A 24,923-nucleotide genomic window follows, 5' to 3' on the forward strand; every position below is an offset into this window, starting at 1 on the left:
GTGCTCTTTATGAAATTAACATAGATTGATTAATAGGCATTAAACAACACTGGGGGAATTACTATGAAGTCATTGAAGAAAGTAGTTTTATTAGGGGTGGCTACAACGTCAATCTTTAGCGCTTGCTCTACGAAAGAACAAGCAAACTACGAGCCGTATAAGAAACACGACTCTGTTGAAACTGAGAAAGGAGAAGAGGAAACGTCCAACCCGACTAAGGTCGAAAAGGTTGACGAAGAACCTGCGAAGGACGCGAAGCCGCAACAAGTGGAGGAATCCACGAAGGAAGATTCGGAGGTTAACGACAGACGTCCGTATTATAAAGATGCGAATAACGATGCACCAACCGTGTCACTAGAACAGTATGACGGCATCAAGGTCGGAATGTCTGCGAACAAAGTCAAAGAGATAGCGGGAACGCCTAGATTCATCGAGAAATATAAGTCGTTCTCTATCTACGGATATCTAGGGTATGGTGGAGAAGGTTCGATGACTATAACGTTTAATCCTGATGGAAGTGTAACGAAGAAAGCGCAAGACGGTCTTAGAAATACTGCGGTTAAAGATGCGAAAGCTAACGAAGACCGTGCAACAGGTAATCCTAAACCTGCTACGAAATCTAGTACTAAAATTCCGAACGATTATTGCGGACACGGACACGGACACGATGAAACGAAGGAACTAGCGCACGACTGCGAAAAGATTATTGATAAAGAGGCTCATAGAAGACATCTGGAGCAACAGGAAAGAGAATATGAAGAACAACAACGTGAGGAGGCGAAGAAATACCAATCTGAAATGACGGAAGAAGATAAGGCGAGAATTCTACGTCAAGAAAAGCGCTGGAATACACCTAGCGGTGGTATTGGCGGCACATGGCAAGATGAAATGAAGGAAATGGAAGAGCAAGAAGCGAAGAAGGGTGCGCATTAAGGTTCGATTCAGTAAAGAAGGCGGAGGGATTGTACTATGAAATTTAGCACGAAGTCATTTAAGAAATTATTTTTATTAGGTACGGTTTCCGTATCGATTTTTGGCGTGGTCGGGTGCGGTAATGATTCTATAAAGAATACTGAAAGAGATACAAAGGACAATACGAAACAAGTAACGAAGAACGATGAATTAAAAGAGAAGGTCAAAGCCGATGCTGATAAGGTGGCGGAGGAGAAGGGAGAGAAAAGCAAAGAAACTAACGACAATACACCGTACTATAAAGAAACGAATGACGACGGGATTCCTGTTTATATGGAAGAGTACGAGAAAATAGGGGTTGGAATGCCTGCGAATAAGGTGAAAGAACTAATCGGAAAACCTAGCGATATTGAAAAATATAAATCGTATTCGCTATATCGTTACGGAGGCTGGGATAGCGAAGGTGCAATGGTTGTTTACTTCGATACAAACGGCACTGTTACGAAAAAGGAGCAAAAGGGGCTTCGTTATCAGCCAGACGATTTTGAACGTAATTATGGCGTTAAGCGTGAAGATGTACAAGCAACAAGTAAGAAGGCTGAGCGCGAAGTCTCCGAAGAAGAGCAACGCAAAGAAATCAAACAAGACGACTATTCACCGTATAACACAGATGTCAATGAGCAATCGCATTTAGTTTCGCTAGATATGTTCGAATCTATAAAGGTTGGAATGACAGCCGACCAAGTAACGGAGATCGTCGGAACATCTCCGCGTACCATAGAAGACTATAAGAAAGAAATTGTATTCGGCTATACAGGTAACGGAAACGGAGCTGAGTCTTATATGTTACTCACGTTCGATTTGAATTATAAGCTTATTAAGAAGGACGCGAAAGGACTCGTATATCCAGCGGTTAAATCGCATGATTGAGATCGTACGCTAATTACATATTAAGGTCTGTACCCATGAAAAAACAGAAAGACAAGCGCTAAGGTGAGCGCATCCTTCCGTTTCACGAAAAAGCCGTTTATTGAGAGAGTACATTAGAATAGGGCGAGAATGTGGGATATTAAAGCGTACTATATGGGGTACCGTCAGGAAATGCAGATCTATAAGGGTAAGCCCATCAAGGTAATCTCGCCAACAAAACATTGTTATCATTAAATTTTATACATTGCTCATAAACATAATAAAAATAAGACTTAGATCGATTAGAATGTAATGGCATGAGAGGGGCACATTTTATGAAATATTGTACTAAATGCGGAAATGAAAATAATGATAACGATAGGTTTTGTGGACATTGTGGAGAGGCTCTTAGTCATGAAATGGTTAAGGAAAATGTTATGAGTAATTCAAATAATGGTATTGAAATTTTCTCTTTAGTTGGTTTTATAGCTGGATTAATATGTTGGTTTATTAACTTGTGGGGGATTATTGGAATTATAGCTAGTGTATTTTCAATATTGGGTTTAAATAAAAAAGTGATAGGTACTAGTAAAGTATTTGCTATTATCGGGATGGTTTCTGGAATAATCAATGTTTTACTTAATTTTATAATAATTTGTTTTATCAAGTAGGATCACATTGAAAACGCTAGCGATGTTGCTAGAAGATTAGCGAAGAAAACGGGACGCAGCTTTGATAGTGCTAAGGGAGCGGTGCGTTCATTTTTGAGACGTAAAAGGCTAGCTTGATACAAAGTTTATCATGGAAATTTAAAGTTGAAAGTTAACCTAAAGTGAACGTCAAATGGGTGAGAGAGGTGGTTACTAAGAGTAAACTTTTCTTGTAACTTGACTCGTGGTTAAGTTATAATGTCTCTATAAGAGACGTTTTTGATACAAAATTTATCACGTATGACCCTGATAGTGGAGGGTTTGGAAAACGCATCTATGGATAAAAGTTAACTGAAAGTGAACCTTTTTAATCTTTATGTTGCCTTAGGGGCAACTCTACACTAAAAGTTGTCAAAATGACAAATTCGTATGCTTAATGAGTGAACTACAGGTTTACAAGTAATATTCTGCATCAAATGTGGAATACTATATAAAGAAAAAGTCTTTCAAGTGCTACCAACACTGAAAGACTTTAGATAAAACTATTACTTCTTTCCTTTGCTCATGTTAATCATTCCCATAACAACCATGAGTAAAGAGCAAACCGCAGTAACGGTGATTGCATCAATATGTATTCACCACCTTACGAAGCTTGTCGTACTACCAATACGACGGGCTTTTTTCGTATATTCGTATTATAACCTATCTTGGTTATAGATTCCAAAAGTTATTTTCTATACATATATCTTGTGTTTTATTTTGAAACTATTAAGGATAAATCTAAAGTAATCATGACTTACTATGTTTTGAAGTGTGCGAAATGATTGATACGTATGAGAGCTTACGTTTATCTAAGTTTATCGTGTAATTGTTAATTCTTATGCAACAAAAAATAATTATTGTTTACTCCTTAAAATGGTAAAATCATATTTGGAGGTATAATTATGAAAAAATTTAGTATATTGTCAATAGTTTTGATTTTCATAGGACTATTATTATTCGGATTAAATTGGATAATAGATGGCTATTCTGAACCGATTGTCCTTTTTAGTTTTATTTCTTTTTTAGTTGGAATTGTACTAAGTTTTATAGCAGTTGCTAAACGGGAAAAAGGAACATTAAAATTCATATCACTTATTTCTTTCTTCGTTGTGATGTTTTTAATTACTTGGTTTGAACCATTTCAGGTACTTCGAATTATTACTTGGCTAAAAAATGTTTCTTAACAGCGAAAAAGTCGAAAGTATAAAAACGGGAAACCCAAATATAAGGGTTTCCCTCTAATTTACTCAATTATCAATATTAAAATTTAACAGAGCCTATTTATAAACTATATCGTATAATTCGAATGTAAGTATTGATGTAAACTCTTGTAATATTTCCGATGAAACGGCGAATCCCTTGCGGCTCTAAGGGTTTACAATGATTAATATGTAACTAAGTAGGTTACATCTGTTTGCGTATACGGGAATTAACCGAGGGATATGCGTATGAATTACGATAGGCCTACGTTAAGTTATCGCCTTTATACTAGCTGGAAAGGCCGTGAGAAAGACCGATCTCCTAAACCAATGGGTCGCACGATAAATAAAAAGATCGACCAAAAGCGGCCGATCCTTCACGCATTATAATACGAATTCGTTTAAACTGTTTTCGATTTCTTCGCTAGTAATTCCGATATATGTCAATGTAACTTGCGGGTGTGAATGGTTTAATATCGTTTGAAGTTTCGCAACGTCCTTCGTTTGCTTATAGAACCAATAACCGAACGTTTTTCTCATCATATGGGTTCCAATGCTTTCTACTTCTGCGAAGTCTGCGGCTTTTTGTAACTGTAGATATGCCTGCGTTGTCGTGATCGGCTTATCACCTTTTCTTGACGGAAATAACCATTCACTATCGTTAGATTTCGCATAGGCTTGTACTTCTTCGTATATGTTTAATAGATTAACTTCACGGACTTTCTTTGTTTTTCCCTCTGAAACTTTTACGATCTTTTTACGAATAACATCCGATGTTTTCAACTTCAAAAGATCTCCGACACGTAATCCTATATTAATACCGATAAGGAATAATATGTAATCTCTTTCAGAACAATGACGTTTCAAAGCCCACTTCATATCCTCTATTTGTTCTTTACTGAGGATCTTATCCAACTTCGCGGAAATATTATGTTTGGTGCGACACCAGAACGATCTGCGGAAAACCTGGTGAAATTAGTCGAAAAGGCGTCAGTACATCCGAACCTAGCGAAGCAAGTGCAAGAAGAATACCTTTCATTAGGCGCAGCGATCGCGCAACGTGTAGGCAATACCGAACAAGGCTTTAAATTACGCCACTCTTTACTAAATGGCCATAACAATCTAAACAAGGCAACAAAGTCAGACGGATACGAAGAAGCAAACCAAATCCTGGCGGCTATTTCCGAAGCGGAAAAAGCGCAGTTTTTCAGCGGTGCAAAGTATGATCAAGTATTCTCGGAGATCAGCGGCGATACTATCTTAAAACAATTCGCAAATGATAGCGAAAGATATTTCGATGTGCATCGCGAAAGAGTGTTACGAGTACAGATGCAGAACTCAGACATGCAGAACGCGGCAATCACTGAATGATAGCGTTAATATATTTGTGTCACGTGCTGGCGGTGGCGGCTTTTATCGCTGCTGCTGCGCTTGATCACGTAGAACATAAACATGCAGAACAAAACCGCACAAAGTCAAAACAGGCGATCAAAAAACAAGGGAAATCAAAGGGGAAATCGATACATAATGTAGTAGCGGCCGCACGCGTAAGGTTTGGCGGCAATTATCTTGTAATGAATACGCAAACGTACAACGATCCGCACTGGAAAGCGATCTATAACACGGCGAAAGGCGACGCGGGCATGTCTTCACACGAACGAAGAAAACAAGCGCCACAAAGTCTATCAGAAGGCGGGAAAAATCTAATGTAAAAATAATTTCACATATCAGATTATAAAACAAAATAAAGAAAAGGAAGCGATAACTATGAACGGAGTAAAGAAAACGTTTTTAAGTTTAGAGAATGCGGTGATTGTCGAGGAAATCGGCCGTAAATTATTTAATAATGAAGAGATAATGCCAAATGATTATTCAAAGTTGGCGAGGATCACAGAAGATGACGAAGGGGCAACGATTACTGAAACGGCACTATTAAATGCGGTTTGGAATGCGCGAGAACTACAAAAAGAGATTTCGAGACTGAAAGGCGATGCTTAACGGTGTCGCTCTTTTTATTTAATTAACGAAGGAGTTGCGACATATGCAACTTAGATATCACGGCCAACACGTAACGATCACGGGTGACGAAGATATATTACAACGCGCAGGAGTCGAAATAGGAGCGACACCACTACGAAAAGGTGAAATGCCGACAACATACGAAGAATTGCGCTATTTCTATGAACAGGCATATCGGAAATCAACAAGAAATCACGCAATTCTGTACGCTATTGCACGGGTGAATTATATTGTGCAGAACGATTACAGGGATAAAACGAAGATAGATAAGCAAGAAACGAAAACAAATAACTGGAGAAAGGAAGCGAAAGCATGAGAAACGATAATATGAAAGATACACATAGTATCGAAGCAGCGAACGCTCATATCGATGCCTACGTGATCAGCAACGAGGACTGGCACGACGCGGACGACGCGAAAAAGATTCGTTTGATGAATGCAGCAGGGCGAACGCTATCGACAAAATTCAAGGGCGTAACGATCCCCAATAATGCTATTTATGAATTTTCTGCGTATCTCGCTATTGTATACAACGACACGAATCGAATGCAGCAGCAGGGAATCGCATCTTTCAGCATTACGGGCGTCGGCTCATTCACATTCAAAGAAAATAACGTTTCTAGTGCGATTGGGCAACCGTTATCGGAACTTATCCCCGACAGTGTGTTACAATTAATCGAAGCGGAAAGCGAGGATCTCCAATTGACTGGACGTGTGATCGGTTGGACAGTTTAAGAGGGTTGTATAAAAAGGGAGATGGCGCAAAGATGGTGAGATCAAAAGAGAATGATTTAACGGAGAAATTGGCAGAAGGTCACCGAGAATATGGTGACGGCAACTTTACAGTACAGAACATCGGTGATGAAACTAACCCGAATTGGACTGTCGTAAAAAATGTGAGGAAGGGATCGGCGGGCATCCGTGAAGGCGAAGATATATTTAGCCTGCGATCAAAATATATAAAATAGTGCGGAGATGGGCGGGCATCACTTCGCCTGTCTTTATTTTTATAGACTATATGCGAAAAGTACGATACCGAGAGACGCAACTCTAGACGATTAGATTTAATGTGATGAACAGTTATATAGTTAAATGTATTTTAGTTCGTTTTAAGTTGATTAAGAGAAGAGCAAAAGTGAGGTTGTGGCAGATTCGCTACACCTTTTTATTTTTATGTGCTATATTTAAAAAGAAACATCCATTTATTGTAATAATAGGATTATTTAGCAAGCTGCGTAATTGAAGGAGGTATAAATTATGAAGATTGAAGAGTTAATAAAATTACTCAAAGGAAATACCGCTAAAGTAGTTGGAAAAGAGATTGGCATATGTGATAAAAGGTTGCTAAGGGGGTTAAAAAACGCGGGGTATGAGTATAGTAAAAAAAGTGATATAGGTTGGCATTTTGCAGGACAAGGAGAAGCTCCTTTAAAAAAGGATATTCGAGAATTTATAGCGATTGCGGATAATGCGAAGGTAGCAACTACAGATGATGTACTTACGAAAAAAGACGTAAGTGAATTACGGAAAATACAAAGCGAATGGGTTTCGATTAAAAGCGCAGTTAATACGCTTATGCAAGAAAAGGAAAAGAGTTCGTCGCCGAAGAATACTAGTCCGATTCATTCGTTACAGGAGCGTATTAGGGAAAGTGGGTCGAAAGAAAAGGTTAGCAGGACGGTGTATCTCGACAAAGAGACATGTACGGAATTAGGTACCTTCGAAGATGTGCATCGATTAAATCGTGATGATATTATAGAGGCTGCGCTTCGTGAATTTTTCAAGAAACATAAGGTGTAATAGCGGTGAGAGGGGCGTGGATTTTGGATCTACGTCTTTTTCGGCTATAATTGTGGAAAGGTACGTCGAGAAATTACGTTGTTAGAGACTTTAATGGTAACAATTCTTGTGATTATATTGCTAGGTGTTTAGTGGATTAAATTGTTAATGGATTTTAGGGGAGATTTTTAAATATTTCTTTAAAAAAGCAATAAAATTACTTATATCATAATTATAAGTTGTAATGATTAGCATGTTCTAGTAGAATTGTTTACAGATGAAAATAAAGGAATCGTAAATTATGGATTTCTGTTAAAATTGGAGAAGGGTTGAGAAACCCTAGGTATTAGTAGGAGGACACAAATGATTACAGTAAGTAACGTTAGTTTGCGTTTCGCGGATCGCAAATTATTTGAAGATGTTAACATAAAATTCACGCCAGGTAATTGCTACGGTTTAATTGGAGCAAACGGTGCTGGTAAATCAACATTTCTAAAGATTTTATCTGGAGAAATTGACCAATCAACGGGTGACATACATATTACGCCAGGTGAGCGTCTAGCAGTATTAAAACAGAATCACTTCGAATATGAAGAGTTCCCTGCACTAGAAACAGTAATGATGGGTCACACACGTCTTTATAAAGTAATGCAAGAGAAAAATGCAATTTACATGAAAGAAGACTTTAGTGATGAAGATGGCATGCGTGCTGCAGAACTTGAAGGTGAGTTCGCTGAGCTAAACGGTTGGGAAGCTGAGTCAGAAGCTGCAATCCTTCTAAAAGGGTTAGGTATTGGTGAAGATATTCATGATAAAAAGATGTCTGAATTAACAGGGGCAGAGAAAGTAAAAGTATTACTTGCTCAAGCTTTATTCGGTCAACCTGACATTCTATTACTAGATGAGCCCACCAACCATTTGGACTTAAAAGCGATTCAATGGTTAGAAAACTTCTTAATGAACTTTGAAAATACAGTTATCGTTGTATCCCATGACCGTCACTTCTTAAATAAAGTATGTACGCACATGGCTGACCTTGATTTCGGTAAAATTCAATTATACGTTGGTAACTATGACTTCTGGTACGAATCAAGCCAATTAGCATTAAAACTAACGCAAGATTCTAACAAGAAAAAAGAAGAAAAAGTAAAAGAGTTACAAAACTTTATTGCACGCTTTAGCTCAAATGCATCTAAAGCGAAACAGGCAACTTCTCGTAAAAAATTGTTAGATAAAATTACATTAGATGATATTAGACCATCATCACGTCGTTATCCGTTCGTTGGTTTCACACCAGAACGTGAAGTAGGAAATGACCTATTAACAGTTGAAGGTATTTCGAAAACGATTGATGGCGAAAAAATATTAGATAATGTGAACTTCACTTTAAATAAAGGTGATAAAGTTGCATTTATCGGACGTAACGATATTGCGATGACAACATTATTTAAAATTCTTATGGGTGAAATGGAGCCAGATAGCGGTTCATTCAAATGGGGTGTAACAACATCTCAAGCTCATTTCCCAAGAGATAACTCTGAGTACTTCGAGAACAGTGATTACACTTTAATTGATTGGTTACGTCAGTTCTCTCCACAAGATGAATCAGAAAGTTTCTTACGTGGTTTCTTAGGCCGTATGCTATTCTCTGGTGAAGAAGTAAAGAAAAACGTTTCTGTTTTATCTGGAGGAGAAAAAGTTCGCTGTATGTTATCTAAAATGATGTTAAGCGGTGCAAACGTATTAACACTTGATGATCCGACGAACCATTTAGACCTTGAGTCTATTACAGCTTTAAACAACGGTTTAATCACATTTAAAGGAACATTACTATTCACTTCTCATGACCATCAGTTCGTACAAACAATTGCAAACCGTATTATCGAAGTAACGCCAAACGGTGTAGTTGATAAGGTAGCAACGTATGATGAGTTCTTAGAAAGTCAAGAACTTCAAAAACAAGTTGATGCAATGTACAAAGGTCAATAATAAATGATTAAAACCCTCGCTTTCTTTTATGAGAGCGGGGGTTTTTTAAGTAAATAAATATTCGTTTTAATATAAAGTGGGGGGAGGATTAAAATGAATAATTATTCAAAAATAACATTAGCGATGGTAAGAAATTTTTGAAGCGTGGATAAACCCTGAAATGATGAAGAAATGGTTTTTTACATTGGAAGGGACGGATAAAGTAACGGAAAATACTCCTGAAGTAGGAGGGAGTTGGGAAATTATTGATCATCGTGGCGGAAAAGATTATCGAGCAATTGGGGAATATATCGAAATGAATCGTCCTAAAAAAAAATTAGTATTTACATTAAAAACGCCGCAGTTTAGTGAATTATTAGATAAAAACACAGTTGAAATAAAAGAGAAACAACAAGGATCTGAAATGATATTTTCACAAAATATAATCGTTGCTCATGAAGAAGATTTGACAAAATATGATGTTGAAAAAGCTTTAAAGGGGTGTCATGATGGCTCTGAACATAGTTGGAATTAATATTCATGGGACTGAAAGAATTGTTTAAAAGAAGAGGGAATAGCTACAAAGGATGATAAACGGTAGTAGAAAAAGTGTAGTTTGAGCAAATTGCCCAAACTACACTTTTTATTTTATGAAATTGGGTAGTTTACATGAATGTACCAAAATTGGAGATAGATTAGTTTGCAAATGAGGAAATAAAGGATTATAGTTTGTGGAGTCATAATTAGTGGATGAGCCCCTGGGAGAAAACAGGAAATGTTACAAATGTGTTTTGTTAAATAGAAACCAAGGTCAAAATGTTTAAAAAGAAATAGTTGAATAAATAAAAGCTACAAATTATAATTACTAATATTCTTCATATAGTTAAACAAATAAAATCTATTTGAAGAAGAAAAATTGAATAGAGAGACAGACTTATATAAAATAAGCCTTGGATGATCAAAAGAGGTGGAGAGATGCAACAATTTTTATTGAAGAGTAAACGAGTATTAAGTAATCATTTTGGATTTTTCGTATCTGCCGTTATTTTACTTTGGTTAAAAACATATGCCGCATATGTGACAGAATTTAATTTAGGGATATCGAACACAATCCAAAAGTTCTTACTGTTTTTCAACCCGTTAAGCTCAGCAGTTCTATTTTTAGGGCTCGCATTATTCGCAAAAGGGAAACGAGCTTACATTTGGTTAATTATTATTAATTTGCTAATGTCTATACTTTTATACGCAAACGTAGTATATTATCGCTTTTTCAGCGACTTTATTACGTTCCCGACATTAACACAATCGAATAACTTTGGAGATTTAGGTGGTAGTATTTTTGCATTGCTACACTTATATGATCCACTATATTTCTTAGATACAATCATTTTAATTGTTTTAGTCGCAACGAAATTTGTAAATCCTAAACCAATCCGTGTTGCGAAGCATAAATTATCTCTAGTATTTGTAGCAGGTATTTTATTCTTTAGCGCTAACTTAGGTCTGGCAGAATCTGACCGTCCTGAGTTATTAACTAGAACATTTGACCGCAATTATATCGTGAAATATTTAGGGGCGTACAACTTTACGATTTATGATGGTATTCAAAGTGCGAAAGCATCAACAGAACGAGCATTAGCGGATGGAGATAATATGACAGAAGTTAGAAACTATCTTACATCAACTTATGCAAGTCCAAATCCTGAGTATTTCGGTAAAGGAAAAGGAATGAACGTAATTTATATTCATTTAGAGTCATTCCAAAACTTTTTACTAAACTATAAACTAAATGGTCAAGAGGTTACACCATTCTTAAACTCATTTACAAAAGATGCGAATACGTTATACTTTGATAACTTCTTCCATCAAACAGGACAGGGTAAAACATCTGATGCGGAGTTCATGTTAGAGAACTCAATGTTTGGATTACCACAAGGATCTGTTTTTACAAATAAAGCTCATAACACGTATCAATCAGCACCAGCTATTTTAGGTCAACAAGGATACACATCAGCAGTGTTCCACGGTAACTACAAAACATTCTGGAACCGTGATGAAATTTATAAATCATTTGGTTTTAATAAATTCTTTGATGCGTCATACTACGATATGAATGAAAAAGATGTAGTAAACTATGGCTTAAAAGATAAACCGTTCTTTAATGAATCAATTCCGTTATTACAAACGTTGAAACAACCGTTCTATACGAAGTTCATTACGTTATCGAACCATTTCCCTTATCCGATTGATAAAGCGGAAGCAACGATTGAACCAGCTAAAACAGGTGATTCATCAGTAGATACGTACTTCCAAACAGCACGCTATTTAGATGAATCTGTAAAAGGATTCATTGATTACTTGAAACAATCTGGTTTATACGATAACTCAATTATCGTTATGTACGGTGATCATTACGGTATTTCAGATAATCATAGTGCAGCAATGTCTCAAATAATGGGTAAAGAAATGAACGCATTTGAAAATGCTCAATTACAACGTGTACCATTAATCATTCGCGTACCAGGAATGGAAGGCGGCGTACAACATCAATACGGCGGAGAAATTGACGTTCTTCCAACGTTATTACACTTACTAGGTACAGATACGAAAAATTATGTCCAATTCGGATCAGATTTATTATCACCAGAGCATAAACAAGTCGTTCCGTTCCGTAACGGTAACTACGTAAGCCCAACAGTTACTGCACTTAACGGCAAATACTATGATACAGCGACTGGGAAACCAGTAGAATTTACAGATGAAATAAAACAAAATGAACAAATGGTTCAAAAATCACTAAAATACTCCGACCAAGTTGTTAACGGTGACTTATTACGATTCTACACACCAGAAGGATTTACACCGGTAGAACCTTCTAAATATAACTATAACAATCGTGATAAAGATAAAACGAAGGTGAAGACGACTGAAGACGGGGAAACGAAATAAATAATAAAAAATCCTACTCGTATAGAAAACGAGTAGGATTTTTTGTTTTAAGATTTACTTTCGGATTTTTGGAGTGCTACTTTTTTAGGCATAAAACATGCAAATATAAGTGCTACAAAAGAAAAGACTAACATAAATACGTAGGCATCACTTGAGCTGAAGATAGAAGCTAATTTCGTTACTTGCATAGCTGATATGCTTCCGTTCTCACTAGATAACTGTGAAGTATGTGAAGTGGATTGAATTGTATACACAGTGATAATGACTGCTGTTCCTATAGCACCTGCTAATTGACGTACGGTATTATTCACTGCGGAACCATGTGAACCCAGTTCTCTTGGTAAAGCGTTTAAACCTGCTGTATTTAAAGGCATCGAAATGAAACTTAGTCCAATGCGTAGAATAATGGTACGAACCATTAAATACATATAAGTGGTGGATTCGGTCAAATCAATTACACCCCATATCGATATAATGATACATATTAAACCTATAATAAAGAGTGGTTTTGCCCCATATTTATCAAACATTTTACCCGTTATAGGTGATAAGAATGCATTAATTACAGCTCCAGGTAATAGAAGTAAACCTGATTCAAAAGCAGTAAAACCTCGTCCGTTTTGCAAGTAAATCGGTAAAAGAATTAAATCAGCATACATAATCATCGTAATGAGTACGTTAATGACTGATGTAAGAGTGAAAATTTTATACTTAAATACGGATAAATTTAATAGTGGATCGCTAGACTTTATTTGACGTAAACAGAATAGAGTTGTAACAATTATTCCGATGATAATTGTAGTAATAACAACTGGATGATCCCATCCTTTACTTCCTGCACTACTAAATCCGAATATAATACAACCAAAGCCAATCGTTGATAAAATGACACTTACGATATCTAATTTTGCTTTTGTTGTCTCAGCGACATTCATTAAATATTTTAGCGCGAGAATAATAACGATTAATACAAATGGAGCGAATCCAATAAATAACCATCTCCATGATACATATTCAATAATAAAGCCAGATAATGTTGGAGCGATGGCTGGCGCAAAAATTATGGCGAAACCGATGGTTCCCATAATACTGCCACGCTTTTCACTAGGGTATAAATATAAAATAACTGTCATCATTAGTGGCATAATAATTCCTGCCCCAACTGCTTGAATCATTCTTCCTGTTAACAAAATGCCAAAATTCATGGCACATGCACAAAGAACAGTCCCAATTAACAAGGAGAGCATTGAGCTAATAAACAGCTGCCTTGTTGTAAATCGTTTCATTAAAAATGCAGTAATTGGCACTAGAACGCCATTTATGAGCATAAAGCCTGTTGATAGCCATTGTACGGTTGCAGCTGTAACATCAAATACTTCCATTAAATTACTCATCGCTACATTTAATAGCGTCTGATTTAATGTTGATAAAAAACAACCGGAAATGAGCACAATTAATATAATTTTTTTATTTCTTTCTGATATTTCCTTTTGCATTGGTAAACTCCTTCATTGTTGTCTTGATTTATCGACATTGTGTCGATAAAATTAATGGTAACAAAATAAATTTTCTTTGACCATGAACAGTTTTGTTGAAAATGTTCACTACTCGACATAGAAGGTATGCACTGTCGATAAAGTAAAGAGAAAATCTATAAAGGAGTTTCAAAATGTCTACACCTAAAAAAGAAGATCCTCGTACAGTTCGTTCAAGAGAAATGTTTAAAAATGCTGTTATTTCACTCTTATGTGAGAATTCTAGTATTTCAAGTTTAACGATTCAGAAAGTCGCAACAAAAGCAGGATTAAATCGAACAACATTTTACTTACACTATCAAGATATTCAAGATTTACTAGAACAAATTACGAATGAGATTTTAAATGAGCTGTCTAATAAAATTGTTGATTTAATGCATGCAAAAGATTTATCAGAAAAACAAAAGCTAACACAATTACTTGATTATTTATATCTCCACCGAAATTATTTATTTATATTATTTAAAACGAATCAATTTGAGGAGCAACTATTTTTATTTTTAAAAGAGTTAATAGAAACGAGAAGAGAGAATACGAAAAAGGATTTGCCAGATGATTATGTTGCGGTTGATATTAAAACAGCTTCATTGGTAGGTATTATCATGTGGTGGATAAGGAATGGACTTCACTTTAGTTCAGATTATATTGCAAATCAAATTTATTTTATGTACAAAGGGTAATAAATTTAAACCATTCATCCGTATTAAAAAACAATTAGTATAATTTTAAGTATCGGGATTAATAAAACTTTATAAAACAAAAGATCCAGAGATAGAAGGGGGATATTCATGAATTTTCAAAATGAAAAAATATCATTACATTTAGAGGTTGTAAATTACCAATATGCAGATGCAAAAGACGAGTGTGATAGAAATTGGTTAAGAGTAAAAGCGAGACTGTCAGAAGAAAATAAAGTTTTTGAAACGATGGATCCATTTTTACAAACTTTCGACTTACAGTACATGATAAAATGGTTTGAATCTTTACCAAACCCTACATATAACGAACTAGATTTCATCGAACCAAATTTAGCGTTTGAATTTATGGGAGAAAAAGAAGGGGAGTTTCATATTGTTATTCGCTTATCGCTGGAACTTAATCCTTCATGGTGTGAGGAAGAGGAGTACGAATTTTCTATCAGTATCACTCAAGATGATAGGGAGAATATTCTTCGTTCTATTGAAGAGCAGCGAAAGAAATTTCCAAAACGATAATAAAAAGACTTGATAACCTACTAGAGGAAATCAAGTCTTTTTTATTAAATACGATTATCATGCCAGAAGTTTAATGGGAAGTGTTCGTTCTCATGATAGCTTTCTAATTCATATCCTCTTTCTTTCAGCCCTTTAATAATTCCAGGTACTGCTTTAACTGATTGTGGATGAATATCGTGCATAAGGATAACTTCTGTTGGGTTTGTAGCACCATGTAGAACGTTTTCTACGATTTTAGCAGATGCAGCGTCTACTGGCATTTTGTTGTATTTCCAGTCTAATGAATCAATTGTCCAATCCCAAACTTTTAAACCATTTTCAACAGCTTTGTTGCGAAGCGCTTCATTTAACCCTGGCATTGAGCCGTAAGCTGGACGAGTTAATACTGGTGATTTGCCTAGAACGCCGGCGATTAAGCCTTGGTCTTCTTTCATTTCATCAACGTAATGACCTTCTGTGTAAAGCTTCTTGTAGTTATGAGTCATACTGTGCATCCCAACATAGTGGCCTTCAGCATCTTCACGTTTTACAAGATCAGGGAAAGCTTTTACGTTTGAACCAATTAGGAAGAATGTTGCTTTTGCATTTTCACTCTTTAACATATCTAAAAGCTCAGCTGTGTATTTTCCAGGACCATCGTCAAATGTTAAGTAAGCGACTTTTCTAACTTGCCCGTTATAGTGCTTTGGAGCTTCTTTCGGAGCAAGGGACGTTTGAATTTCACTTACAAGTTGAACAGATTTCGCTTCATCCTCTGTACTTGCTAGAGCGATATGTGTTGATCCGTAAGCAGCTTCGTATGTAAATAATACCCCAGCGCAAATCAACAGAGCCCTTTTCACTAAAGTTGTCATCCGAATTCCATTGTGCATAATTTTCCTACTCTCTATAAAAGTTCTACTCTACTATATTAGCAATTTTAGAGGGGGAAATGCAAAAAAACTTTTTTACAAGCGCAAAAAAGTTTGTTAAAAAGTATGTAAGATTTCACTGTTTTGCAGGTTTGAAAAAATGAAACAAGAATTAAATGAATGGAACTGTATGTAAAATGGTTTATTCATGTTTTTTGCTTTAGAAAGGAAGGATAAGTATGGAAAAACTAGCTTGTTTACATGCTCATCATTCAAACATTGAATACATTGACCGAGCATTGCAATCTTTTGGAATCGAAATACTCCATTTTGTAGATCCCATCTTATCATGCATATTAAAAAAAGATTGTGATTTTGAAAAAGAACAAGCACGAAATAATTTAAAAGATATTATAAAGTATATAGCCAAAAGTGATGTAGATACACTTTTATTAACTTGTACAGATTATATTACGCTATTAGATGAGAATTTCAAAATAGACATACCTATATTGAAAATTGATGAACCATTCTTTGAAATGATTTGTCAGGTTGAAGAGCCACAGACAATACTATTTACAAATAACCGTACTGTTTCAGGAACGATGGAACGTTTAAGACTATACGCTCAGCAGAATAATAAATCCATACAAGTAAAAGTAGAAGTGATAGAAGGGATATTTGAGTTAATTATGCAAGGTCGTAAAGAAGAGCATGATGCTAAATTAGAAAAGTATTTATATGAAATTATGAAAGATAGAAACGAAATGCTTTCAGTTGCACAATTATCTATGGTAGACGCTGCTACAAGGGTAGAAAATATAATAGGAAGGAACATAATAAACCCGTTGAATGCGTTAGAGGAGTATTGTATACAGAGCGTGAATGAACAACCGTGTGAAAAATAAGGAAGAGGATGTTTGTTGTTTTAAAATACATCAATAAAAATTTCACATACCGTATTAAAAAAATAAATATAGGAAAACCAAAAAGTAATGTAGAATATATCGTACATACATATATGAAGTCAACATAAAACATAAAAGAGGTGGATATATGTTACTTGAAGAAGTAATGCAGCAACTAGAGGAATATGGAACAGAGCAAAATCGTAAAACGTATAAAAACCATGGGGCGAAAGAGCCACTATTCGGAGTTAGTTTTGCAAATTTAAAATTGTTAAAAAAGAATATAAAAAAAGATCATGATTTAGCAATTTCATTATGGGAAACGAAAAATATGGATGCAATGACTTTAGCAACAATGATTTTAGATCCGAAGAAACTAACGTCAGATCAGCTAAATGAATGGGTTGGAGAAGTCGATTATTATTGTTTAATGGACGTTCTTATGACAGCTATATGTACGTCGCCAATCGCGATAGAAAGAATGGAAGAATGGACGAAGTCTGATGATGAATGGATTGGAAGAGCAGGTTGGTCATTATTAGCGAATATCGCTATAAAAAATAAAACGTTAGACGATGACTTTTTCTTACCGTATTTAGAAGAGATTAAAGTTCATATACATAATGAAAAAAATCGAAAAAGAGAAGCGATGAATAGAGCTTTAATTGCGATAGGGATTCGAAATGAAGCTTTAGAACAACAAGCAATTGAAATTGCACGCGAAATTGGAAAAGTAGAAGTTGATCATGGTGCGACGTCATGTAAAACACCAGATGCAGAATCCTATATGAAAAAGACAAGAGAAAGAGCTGAAAAAAAGAAAGTGAAATAAGAAAAGAGGAAAGGCTATGAAACCAATTGAAGCGGCACAAAGCATAATCACATCACAATTTCCGAATTGTGATGTTGCTTTACTAGGGGGAAGTGTTGCTAGAGGAGAGGCTACGAAAACATCTGACCTTGATATTGTAATATTCGACCAAAGTTTGTCATCTTGTTATAGAGAATCTTTCTATAGTAATGGGTGGCCTGTTGAAGTATTTGTACATAATTTTGAAACGTATAAAACCTTCTTTAAAAGTGATTGTGAGCGCGGGCGACCTTCATTACCTCAATTAGTTTCAGAAGGTATTGTGCTAAAAGGAAAAGATGAAATTGTAGAAATACTCAAAAGAGAAGCGAATGATTTATTAAATAAAGGACCAAAAAAATGGACAGAAGAAACGATGAAGCAGAAGCGTTATTTTATTACGGATACTTTGGATGACTTCATTGGTGCAACAAAGAGAGAAGAGGAATTGTTCATCGCGAATTTATTAGCTGATTTAGTACATGAATATGTTTTAAGGATAAATGGCCAATGGCTTGGAAATTCAAAATGGTTTATTAGAGTGTTAAGAAGGTATGACGAGCAATATGCAGAACATTTTGTAGCGGCTTTTGATCATTTTTATAAAACAGAGAAGAAAAATGAATTAATTAGTTTTATAGAAAATACGTTAGAGCAGTATGGAGGAAGAGTTTTTGAAGGGTTTTCTATCGGGAAATGAAAAGGGGATAGCAAAATGAATGTACCATTCGTTCAATTAAGAGAATTGACACAAGACGATGTAGAAGATCGATATAAATGGTCATTAGATACAGAAGTAACAAAGCATTTAGTTGTACCAGATCAATATCCACCGTTCACTCGTGAAGATACGAGAAGGTGGATTGAAATGTGTATAAGTCGAGAGAATGGTTATGAACAACGAGCTATCGTTACAAAGGAAGGTATACACATTGGATGGATAGACCTAAAAAACTTTGATAATACAAATAAAAATGCTGAACTAGGAATTGCAATTGGAAATAAAGAATATTGGGGTAAAGGGTATGGAATGGCAGCTCTATACAGTATGTTACAAATTGGCTTTTCTGAATTCGAATTAGAAAAAACTTGGCTACGAGTAGACGAAGATAATTTACAAGCTAGAAAGAGTTATGAAAAAGCTGGATTTGTTTGCGAAGGACTAATGAGAAATGATCGATTACGTCAAGGTAAGTTCATACATCGCTATCGTTATAGTATGTTAAGAGAAGAATATCAATCTTTATTTAATAGTCTATAAAAATATTATGTAAACTTAAAGGGGTAGGGAAAATGATTCGATTACTTTCTAAAGTAGATGCGGAGCAATATTGGGAGTTACGTTTACAGGCATTGCAAGTAAATCCAGAGGCATTTATAACAACTTATGAAGAAGCGGTGAGCCAGGAGAATCCTCTTGAGCGAGTTGCTAGTAATTTATCATCTAATAGTAGTTGTACATTTGGTGCTTTTAATGAAGAAAATCAATTAATTGGAGTTGTTACTTTATTAACGGAAGAGAAGCAGGCGTATAAACATAAAGGACATATTGTTGCAATGTATGTAGATGCACAAAACAGACGTAACGGACTGGCACGTGAGTTAATTGCAAATGCAATTCAAAGAGCGAGAGTAATAGAACTAGAGCAATTGAACTTAGGTGTTGTATCCACAAACGAACCAGCAAAAAAATTATACGAATCAATGGGCTTTAAAACTTATGGAATTGAAAAAAGAGCTATAAAGATAAATGGTGTGTATAGTGATGATGAATATATGGTGTTGTTTCTTTAAAGACTACATGTATAATGAAAATTAAGAATTTTAATTATATTCATTGTGTTATATAGTAGAAGAAAAATTATACAAGGGGTTTTACGATGAAAGCTATTGCAATAGGGATATTGGCATCGTTTTTCTTTGCCTTTACCTTTGTGTTAAACCGATCGATGGACTTAGAAGGCGGAAGTTGGATTTGGAGTGCATCATTACGGTATTACTTTATGGTTCCCATGCTATTACTAATTGTCATGTATAGAGGGAATTTAAAACAACTCTTTCAATACATGAAAAAAAATCCGAAAGAATGGTTGTTATGGAGTATTGTTGGATTTGGTCTCTTTTATGCACCGCTTAGTTTCGCAGGTGCGTTTGGGCCCGGGTGGCTTGTCGCTTCAACTTGGCAAATTACGATAGTTGCAGGGATTTTGTTAACACCATTTTTCGCGGTTGACCCATTACATAAAAAACTTCCAATGAAGGAATTAGTAATGTCAGGCATTATTTTATTCGGTGTTGTTCTCATGCAAGTAGAACACGCTTCTTCTTTAGGGATTCGTGAAACCGTTTTATGTGTAGTTCCTGTACTCATTGCAGCGTTTGCGTATCCACTTGGAAATAGAAAGATGATGCAAGTATGTAAGGGCGAATTAGATGTCTTCCAACGAGTTCTCGGTATGACATTAGCAAGTTTACCATTTTGGTTTTTACTATCTGGTTACGAAGTAGCTACTAACGGATTACCGTCAAGTAGCCAAGTTATCCAATGTTTTATCGTAGCAATTAGTTCTGGATTAATTGCGACAGTATTATTTTTCTTTGCGACAGATCTTGTAAAAGACGATCCGCAAAAACTAGCAACCGTTGAAGCGACACAGTCTGGTGAAGTTTTATTTGCATTAGTAGGAGAGCTCATCTGGCTATCTGCCCCAATTCCGTCATCATTATCTTGGGTTGGAATGAGTCTCGTTATTGTCGGCATGATATTGCATAGTTATGTAGCTGTAGTTGTAAAAAAAGCGGAAAAAATAACGGCGTAAAAAGATTAGCTCTTTTTCATAAAGAGCTAATCTTTTTTCATAGAAAGGATATGGAAGTATGATGTTACAGCGTGTAGAGCATTTAGAAATAGATCCAATTAAGAGGGTATTAAAGTATGCGACCGGTCCGAGTGAAGTAAGCTTAATTAAAGCAGTTTTATTGTATGAAAACGATCATGCAGTACTATATAAATATGGGAATATGGGGTGCATAGGTATTGTATTAATTGATACAAATAGAGCGAGAATGTGTCACATAGCTGTTGATGAAATATATCGTCATCAAGGAATTGCACTTCAAATGATAAGAGAAATAATTAGGAAGTATGAGTTGACATATATAGAGGCAGAGACAGACGAAGAGGCAGTCGAATTTTATAAAAAGTGTAGGTTTAAGATTAAAAGTCTGGGAGAAAAATATCCGGGGGTGGAAAGATTTCATTGCTATCTCGAGAATGAACAGTTTAAAAGTATGCGAAATATGTAATTTTACATATTTAGTTTAGTTTGAAAAAAATGATGATTACATTATATAATAAAGGTAATTGGTAAAATATAGATAAACAAGAAATTAGGTGTATAACACATGAGAATGGATAAAAGCAAATTTGTGAAAATTGCAGCTTCAATAGGAGTGTCATCTTTTTTATTAACAGGATGTGCTGATAATGATGAAGAGAGCGCACAAAAAGAAAGTAGTGCGGTAAAAACAGATGGTACGAAGCAAGAAAGCAAACAAGAAGCATTAAATTGTGATGATAAAGCGCCAACGATAGAAAATATAGAAAAAGAAGAATTATGCAGAGATAATAATTCACCTGCTTCATTTAATAATGAGAGCTCCCATCTGCCAATACTTCCGTTCGTTGCTGGCTATTTACTAGCAAGTAAGACGTCGAATATGTATAGTAATGCGAAACCAAATCTTATAAAGAAACCATATGCAAATAATATTATTCCATACCGTGAAAAAGATGAACGGAGAACTGGTGGCAGCGGTGGTGGTGGGTATTACGGCGGAACTAGTAGCAACAATGATTCTTCAAAAAAAGTAGATTTAAATAAAGAACAACCGAATAGTTCAAATAAAGTAACAACAGATTCAAACACGTCAAAATCATCTACTACGCAAACGCCGAAAGTGAATTCTGGTTCAAGTGGAATTGGAAACGCAAAAGCACCAGCTGGATCCTAATTTGAAAGGATAATGGAGAAATGTATACAGAACAAGAACAGGAAGCGTATATGAAAGTATGGTTTTCTCTTGCAGAAGAGGCTAGTAGAAATGGATTTACGTGGCCAAGTCTTTTAGAGAATGAAGAATGGAATCAATATATGGCAACTGGTATGTACCGGATGCCAGTACGTACATATACTGCAATTTCTAAAGCGACGGAAGAAATTATGTATGTGTTATATAGAACGTATCAATATATTGTAAATACGACTGAAGATTTTCAAAAACTTGGATTCCCGCCTGAAACGTGGGAAATTGCGAGAATGAAACATACTGGTTTATTTTCATATTTTACAAGGTTTGACTTTATCGTAAATGGTGATGATATTAAATTAATAGAAGCAAATTGTGATACACCAACAGGTTATTTAGAACCGTCTGTCGCAAATGAAGTGTTGTGCCGTTATCACGATGTGAATCATCCGAATCACATTGAGGAGCATATTGTGCAGGCATGGGAACAAATTAAACATGATTACAAAATAAGTCCTGACGAAACGATTTATTTTACAAGCTACGATTGGCATGATGAAGATCATCAAACAGTTCAATTTTTAAGAAGTTATTGCTTAGATCAGTCCACGGAATATGTTGGCATACAAGATATCGTCGTTGCAGATGATGGTATATATACGCCAAGTGGTGAGCGAATCCATTATTTATATCGACTGTATCCAATTGAATATTTAGTTTCAGATATTGATAAAAATGGAAAAAGAATTGGTCTGCAATTTTTAAATCATATAGCGCAAGGAAGAGTGCGAATTATCAATCCACCGGCTGCTTTTGTTATGCAAAACAAAAGTGTACTCGCATTAATTTGGAAGCTTTATGAAGAAGTGGTTTTCTTTGAAGAAGAAGAGCGTAATATTATTAATAAATACTTCCTACCAACATATTTTACAAATAAGCCATTTTTAGAAAGAAATGAATCATATGTTTCTAAACCTTTATATGGCCGTGAAGGTGGAGGAGTATCTATATACGAAAATGATGAACTATTAGCTGAAGATCAAACAGAGTATTATTTTGAACAACGAAAAATATATCAGCAATACGTAGATATGCCTGATTATACAATTGATACATGGGATGGACCGTATACTGGTAAACTTCTTATCGGTTCTCATTGTATTAGCGGAAGAGCAGCAGGACTGTTTTTACGAGTAGGAGAAAGAATAACCGGGAATTTATCAATGTTTACTGGGGTTACGATTGAAGGGTAGCAACAGTTGAATTAAAAAGTAATTAACAAAGAGCCCATCATTTGTGAGGGGCTCTTTCATATGAGTATAAAGTTTAAATTAAGAGTGTAGGTGTATAGTAATCTAAATGATTATGTTAAAAATTAAGAAAAATATGATAATATATTTATGTATTAGTTTAAAGCAAAATGGGGGAACCATCGTGAAAATGAATGAAATAGTGGCGAGTACACAATTTCCAAATACAATTGAAACAATTACAAACGATTTAAAAGCATTAGGAGTAGAAAAAGGAATGACAATTATTGTTCATTCATCATTAAGTTCTCTCGGTTGGATATCCGGTGGGTCGGTGGCCGTAGTAGAGGCATTAATGAAGGTTGTTACGGAAGAGGGAACAATAATTATGCCAACACAATCTTCGGATTTATCCGATCCGAAACATTGGGGAAGACCACCTGTACCAGAAGAATGGTGGCAAGTTATTAGAGATAGCGTTCCGGCATTCAACCCAAATACAACACCAACAAGGGCAATGGGGAAAATAGTTGAGTGTTTTCGTACATATCCGAATGTATCGCGCAGCAATCATCCGCTAGGAAGTTTTGCCGCATGGGGGAAACATGCAGAGGAAATTACAATGAATCACTCGCTATCAATGAGCTTGGGAGAAGAATCACCATTAAGAAAAATATATGATTTAAATGGATACATATTATTAATTGGAGTCGGATATGATTCCAATACGTCTATGCACCTATCTGAAGTACGTACAGGTGCACGGGAATTAATAAAAGTAGGTGCACCTATTATAGAAAATGGTGTAAGAGTATGGAAAGAGTTTGTTGAAATGGACTACGAGTCTGATACGTTTGTAGAAATTGGAGTAGAGTTCGAACGGAAAGGAACTGTTACTCTTGGGAAGATAGGAAATGCAACGTGCCGCTTTATGAAGCAACGTGATGTAGTTGATTTTGGTGTAGAGTGGTTTCGTACGAAAAATCAGTAAGGGATGGTTATGATGAAGGGGAAAAAGATATTAATTACGAGTGGTGGCTGCCTAGAAAAATGGGATCAAGTACGCGGACATACAAATTTAGCAAAAGGTACGATTGGGAGAATTATGGCGGAAGAGCTTATGGCAAAAGGAGCACATGTTATATATTTACACGGTTATTTTGCGGAGAAGCCAAGTGATGTAAATAACCAATTAGAATTGCACCCATTTGAGGGGATTATTGATTTACAAGATAAGATGAAAAGTATTATCACACATGAAAAAGTAGATGCAGTTATTATGGCTGCTGCTGGTTCAGATTGGGTTGTCGAAAAGATTTGTGACCAAGATGGAACTGTTCTTAATATGAACGGAAAGATTTCAAGTGATATCGCACCGATTATTCATTTTCAAAAAGCACCAAAAGTATTAAAACAAATAAAGAATTGGGATCCAGAAACGATACTCGTCGGCTTTAAACTTGAAAGTGATGTAAATGAAGCAGAACTTATTGAAAGAGCAAGCAAAAGGATGGAAGATGCAAAAGCAAGTGTAATGGTAGCGAACTCACCGCATTCTTTATATTCTCGCGGGGCTGTGCATCACGTTATTGGACAAGATGGTACTGTGAAGTTATGTAATGGGAAAGATGAAACTGCAAAAGAAATTGTCAATATGTTAGAGCATTTATGCAATCTTATTACTGCTATGGAAATTTAAGCTTTTAGAAAGAGCTGTAGTCGCATAGTATATAATGGAGTTAATATTAAATTAGTGGGGGAACGTATCCCTCACTAATTATTAAATTGAATCAATAGAATAGGCCATTAGCTGCTCGTAAATGTGTAATACATGATATATACATAATGAACAATTTGTG

Annotated in this window: 30 protein-coding genes; 27 read left to right on the plus strand and 3 right to left on the minus strand. The window is 35.5% G+C overall.

All coding sequences use genetic code 11. From position 1 onward, the window contains the following. Positions 1 to 63 precede the first annotated feature (63 nt). The 4 genes from B5P42_RS28535 to B5P42_RS28550 all read left to right on the plus strand — a co-directional run bounded on the left by B5P42_RS28535 (position 64) and on the right by B5P42_RS28550 (position 3,697). Positions 64 to 933 carry a hypothetical protein gene (locus B5P42_RS28535; RefSeq protein ID WP_113735834.1) on the plus strand — a complete coding sequence of 290 codons (870 nt, stop codon included), beginning with the start codon at positions 64 to 66 and terminating at the stop codon, positions 931 to 933. Between the two features lie 36 nt (positions 934 to 969). Next, on the plus strand, positions 970 to 1,842 hold the full coding sequence (locus B5P42_RS28540; RefSeq protein ID WP_113735835.1) for a hypothetical protein: 873 nt from the start codon (positions 970 to 972) through the stop codon (positions 1,840 to 1,842). Positions 1,843 to 2,156: 314 nt separating this feature from the next. Further along, on the plus strand, positions 2,157 to 2,492 hold the full coding sequence (locus B5P42_RS28545; RefSeq protein ID WP_113735836.1) for a zinc-ribbon domain-containing protein: 336 nt from the start codon (positions 2,157 to 2,159) through the stop codon (positions 2,490 to 2,492). A 923-nt stretch (positions 2,493 to 3,415) separates the two neighbouring features. Continuing rightward, entirely contained in the window at positions 3,416 to 3,697 is a 282-nt protein-coding gene (locus tag B5P42_RS28550) for a hypothetical protein (RefSeq protein ID WP_113735837.1), read from the plus strand. 399 nt (positions 3,698 to 4,096) lie between these two features. On the opposite strand, the gene B5P42_RS28555 is transcribed toward B5P42_RS28550, so the two are convergent. Beyond that, a complete protein-coding gene (locus tag B5P42_RS28555; protein WP_258397558.1) occupies positions 4,097 to 4,591 on the minus strand; it encodes a tyrosine-type recombinase/integrase in 495 nt (164 codons plus the stop codon). Positions 4,592 to 4,642: 51 nt separating this feature from the next. Between B5P42_RS28555 and B5P42_RS28560 the strand changes: the two genes are divergently transcribed. The 10 genes from B5P42_RS28560 to ltaS all read left to right on the plus strand — a co-directional run bounded on the left by B5P42_RS28560 (position 4,643) and on the right by ltaS (position 12,427). Next, entirely contained in the window at positions 4,643 to 5,083 is a 441-nt protein-coding gene (locus tag B5P42_RS28560; RefSeq protein ID WP_258397559.1) for a hypothetical protein, read from the plus strand. Positions 5,084 to 5,106: 23 nt separating this feature from the next. After that, positions 5,107 to 5,424 carry a hypothetical protein gene (locus tag B5P42_RS28565; protein WP_258397561.1) on the plus strand — a complete coding sequence of 106 codons (318 nt, stop codon included), beginning with the start codon at positions 5,107 to 5,109 and terminating at the stop codon, positions 5,422 to 5,424. A gap of 55 nt (positions 5,425 to 5,479) precedes the next feature. Next, the gene (locus B5P42_RS28570; protein WP_002185618.1) at positions 5,480 to 5,710 is read left to right on the plus strand and encodes a hypothetical protein; all 231 of its coding nucleotides are present in this window, start codon (positions 5,480 to 5,482) and stop codon (positions 5,708 to 5,710) included. Between the two features lie 43 nt (positions 5,711 to 5,753). Further along, a complete protein-coding gene (locus B5P42_RS28575) occupies positions 5,754 to 6,047 on the plus strand; it encodes a hypothetical protein (RefSeq protein WP_113735840.1) in 294 nt (97 codons plus the stop codon). After that, the gene (locus B5P42_RS28580; RefSeq protein ID WP_181458844.1) at positions 6,044 to 6,466 is read left to right on the plus strand and encodes a hypothetical protein; all 423 of its coding nucleotides are present in this window, start codon (positions 6,044 to 6,046) and stop codon (positions 6,464 to 6,466) included. Before B5P42_RS28575 ends, B5P42_RS28580 begins: the two co-directional genes overlap by 4 nt. Positions 6,467 to 6,498: 32 nt before the next feature. Further along, positions 6,499 to 6,699, plus strand: a complete 201-nt coding sequence (locus B5P42_RS28585) for a hypothetical protein (RefSeq protein ID WP_002129884.1) — start codon at positions 6,499 to 6,501, stop codon at positions 6,697 to 6,699. A 289-nt stretch (positions 6,700 to 6,988) separates the two neighbouring features. Continuing rightward, on the plus strand, positions 6,989 to 7,531 hold the full coding sequence (locus B5P42_RS28590) for a CopG family transcriptional regulator (protein ID WP_113735841.1): 543 nt from the start codon (positions 6,989 to 6,991) through the stop codon (positions 7,529 to 7,531). Positions 7,532 to 7,873: 342 nt separating this feature from the next. Continuing rightward, positions 7,874 to 9,499, plus strand: a complete 1,626-nt coding sequence (locus B5P42_RS28595) for an ABC-F family ATP-binding cassette domain-containing protein (RefSeq protein ID WP_002032778.1) — start codon at positions 7,874 to 7,876, stop codon at positions 9,497 to 9,499. Between the two features lie 160 nt (positions 9,500 to 9,659). Then, the gene (locus B5P42_RS28600) at positions 9,660 to 10,013 is read left to right on the plus strand and encodes an SRPBCC domain-containing protein (protein ID WP_258397560.1); all 354 of its coding nucleotides are present in this window, start codon (positions 9,660 to 9,662) and stop codon (positions 10,011 to 10,013) included. Between the two features lie 440 nt (positions 10,014 to 10,453). After that, positions 10,454 to 12,427 (plus strand): lipoteichoic acid synthase, encoded by a 1,974-nt coding sequence (gene ltaS, locus B5P42_RS28605; RefSeq protein WP_113735842.1) that lies wholly within the window; start codon positions 10,454 to 10,456, stop codon positions 12,425 to 12,427. Between the two features lie 47 nt (positions 12,428 to 12,474). Here ltaS and B5P42_RS28610 read toward each other — a convergent pair whose 3' ends face one another. Further along, a complete protein-coding gene (locus tag B5P42_RS28610) occupies positions 12,475 to 13,923 on the minus strand; it encodes a DHA2 family efflux MFS transporter permease subunit (protein ID WP_113735843.1) in 1,449 nt (482 codons plus the stop codon). 173 nt (positions 13,924 to 14,096) lie between these two features. Between B5P42_RS28610 and B5P42_RS28615 the strand changes: the two genes are divergently transcribed. Both B5P42_RS28615 and B5P42_RS28620 read left to right on the plus strand, forming a co-directional pair. Further along, positions 14,097 to 14,642: a TetR/AcrR family transcriptional regulator gene (locus B5P42_RS28615; protein ID WP_113735844.1), complete on the plus strand. Its 546-nt coding sequence runs from the start codon at positions 14,097 to 14,099 to the stop codon at positions 14,640 to 14,642. 108 nt (positions 14,643 to 14,750) lie between these two features. Then, the gene (locus B5P42_RS28620; RefSeq protein WP_113735845.1) at positions 14,751 to 15,176 is read left to right on the plus strand and encodes a WapI family immunity protein; all 426 of its coding nucleotides are present in this window, start codon (positions 14,751 to 14,753) and stop codon (positions 15,174 to 15,176) included. 44 nt (positions 15,177 to 15,220) lie between these two features. Here the strand turns inward: B5P42_RS28620 and B5P42_RS28625 are convergent, their stop codons facing one another. Next, on the minus strand, positions 15,221 to 16,048 hold the full coding sequence (locus tag B5P42_RS28625; protein ID WP_113735846.1) for a peptidoglycan-N-acetylglucosamine deacetylase: 828 nt from the start codon (positions 16,046 to 16,048) through the stop codon (positions 15,221 to 15,223). A 218-nt stretch (positions 16,049 to 16,266) separates the two neighbouring features. On the opposite strand from B5P42_RS28625, the gene B5P42_RS28630 reads away from it, so the two are divergent. The 11 genes from B5P42_RS28630 to B5P42_RS28680 all read left to right on the plus strand — a co-directional run bounded on the left by B5P42_RS28630 (position 16,267) and on the right by B5P42_RS28680 (position 24,763). Then, positions 16,267 to 16,935: a hypothetical protein gene (locus B5P42_RS28630; RefSeq protein WP_113735847.1), complete on the plus strand. Its 669-nt coding sequence runs from the start codon at positions 16,267 to 16,269 to the stop codon at positions 16,933 to 16,935. A gap of 148 nt (positions 16,936 to 17,083) precedes the next feature. After that, a complete protein-coding gene (locus tag B5P42_RS28635) occupies positions 17,084 to 17,767 on the plus strand; it encodes a DNA alkylation repair protein (RefSeq protein ID WP_113735848.1) in 684 nt (227 codons plus the stop codon). Positions 17,768 to 17,783: 16 nt separating this feature from the next. Beyond that, positions 17,784 to 18,485, plus strand: coding sequence for a nucleotidyltransferase domain-containing protein (locus B5P42_RS28640; RefSeq protein ID WP_113735849.1), 702 nt, complete (start codon positions 17,784 to 17,786; stop codon positions 18,483 to 18,485). A 15-nt stretch (positions 18,486 to 18,500) separates the two neighbouring features. Then, positions 18,501 to 19,046, plus strand: a complete 546-nt coding sequence (locus B5P42_RS28645) for a GNAT family N-acetyltransferase (RefSeq protein WP_113735850.1) — start codon at positions 18,501 to 18,503, stop codon at positions 19,044 to 19,046. A gap of 32 nt (positions 19,047 to 19,078) precedes the next feature. Continuing rightward, a complete protein-coding gene (locus B5P42_RS28650; RefSeq protein ID WP_113735851.1) occupies positions 19,079 to 19,579 on the plus strand; it encodes a GNAT family N-acetyltransferase in 501 nt (166 codons plus the stop codon). Positions 19,580 to 19,665: 86 nt separating this feature from the next. After that, a complete protein-coding gene (locus tag B5P42_RS28655) occupies positions 19,666 to 20,604 on the plus strand; it encodes a DMT family transporter (protein WP_113735852.1) in 939 nt (312 codons plus the stop codon). 61 nt (positions 20,605 to 20,665) lie between these two features. Further along, the gene (locus tag B5P42_RS28660) at positions 20,666 to 21,091 is read left to right on the plus strand and encodes a GNAT family N-acetyltransferase (RefSeq protein WP_113735875.1); all 426 of its coding nucleotides are present in this window, start codon (positions 20,666 to 20,668) and stop codon (positions 21,089 to 21,091) included. A gap of 99 nt (positions 21,092 to 21,190) precedes the next feature. Further along, positions 21,191 to 21,799, plus strand: coding sequence for a hypothetical protein (locus B5P42_RS28665; protein ID WP_113735853.1), 609 nt, complete (start codon positions 21,191 to 21,193; stop codon positions 21,797 to 21,799). A 20-nt stretch (positions 21,800 to 21,819) separates the two neighbouring features. Beyond that, positions 21,820 to 23,067 (plus strand): glutathionylspermidine synthase family protein, encoded by a 1,248-nt coding sequence (locus B5P42_RS28670; RefSeq protein WP_113735854.1) that lies wholly within the window; start codon positions 21,820 to 21,822, stop codon positions 23,065 to 23,067. A 187-nt stretch (positions 23,068 to 23,254) separates the two neighbouring features. Then, the gene (locus tag B5P42_RS28675) at positions 23,255 to 24,055 is read left to right on the plus strand and encodes an AAC(3) family N-acetyltransferase (protein ID WP_181458846.1); all 801 of its coding nucleotides are present in this window, start codon (positions 23,255 to 23,257) and stop codon (positions 24,053 to 24,055) included. Positions 24,056 to 24,067: 12 nt separating this feature from the next. Beyond that, positions 24,068 to 24,763, plus strand: coding sequence for a phosphopantothenoylcysteine decarboxylase domain-containing protein (locus tag B5P42_RS28680; protein ID WP_113735856.1), 696 nt, complete (start codon positions 24,068 to 24,070; stop codon positions 24,761 to 24,763). Positions 24,764 to 24,923: the final 160 nt, after the last annotated feature.

The organism is Bacillus sp. SRB_331 (assembly GCF_003264175.1).
In the GTDB taxonomy this organism is placed as follows: Bacteria; Bacillota; Bacilli; order Bacillales; family Bacillaceae_G; genus Bacillus_A; species Bacillus_A mycoides.